General features: G+C 63.2%; 1 protein-coding gene. It reads right to left on the bottom strand.

Annotated features, from left to right (window positions below; genetic code table 11):
- Nucleotides 1-782, bottom strand: a 782-nt coding sequence (locus E4K65_RS46735) for an IS5 family transposase (protein WP_135179767.1), incomplete at both ends; no start/stop codon positions are given.

Below are 782 nucleotides of genomic sequence, written 5' to 3'. Positions count from 1 at the left end.
GCCGCACCAGATTGTAGGCGGCGGCAGCGAAGGTAAAGGCCCATCCGACACGCTCACGACCACGGAACCTGGTCTTCTCTTGCCCGGCGACCGTTTTGATCCAGCCAAATGCCTCCTCGATGCGCTTGCGAATGCGCTGGCTGACGGCATAGCCGCCGTGCCGGGTCGTTCGCCCGTCAATGGCAGAGCTGCGGCCGCTGACGTTCTGCGCAACATGTGGCGTCACATTCATCGAGCGCAGCTCGTTGACGAAGTCTTCTGCGTCATAGGCTTTGTCGGCGCCAAGTGTGATCGCTGTGGGCCGGTCGGCATAGGGCTCGATCATGTGCAGCGCGGCCACCCGTTCGGCATGACCATCGGCCTTCGTCAAACAGGCGTCGACCAGCAGGCCGTGGCGGTTCTCCATCAGCCCATGCCCGATGAAGCACAGCTTCGTCTCCTTGCCTTTACCCTTGCGATAGAGCCTGGCATCGGGATCGGTGGTCGAAGCATGGGTATCGTTCGAGCGTTTCTGGCCATGGAAGTCCGCTTCGGCATTGCGCCCGCCGCCTTGCGCCGGCGGCTCGCCCGAGCTGTCCTTGGGCTTGACGCTCTTCATCGAGGCCCAGGCCTCGATCAGCGTGCCATCGACTGAGAAGTGATCGCTCGACAGAAGCCTCTTCACCTTGGGCTGTGCCAGCACCGCCGCCATGAACTTGGCCGCGATGTCGCCTTCCAGCAGCCGGTCGCGGTTCTTCGAGAACACCGAATGGTCCCACGCCGTGTCGTCGACGCCGATTCCC

Source organism: Bradyrhizobium niftali, assembly GCF_004571025.1.
Lineage (GTDB): Bacteria > Pseudomonadota > Alphaproteobacteria > Rhizobiales > Xanthobacteraceae > Bradyrhizobium > Bradyrhizobium niftali.
Note: the sequence above shows the minus strand (reverse complement) of the source record. Positions and strands in the feature narration are given on the sequence as shown.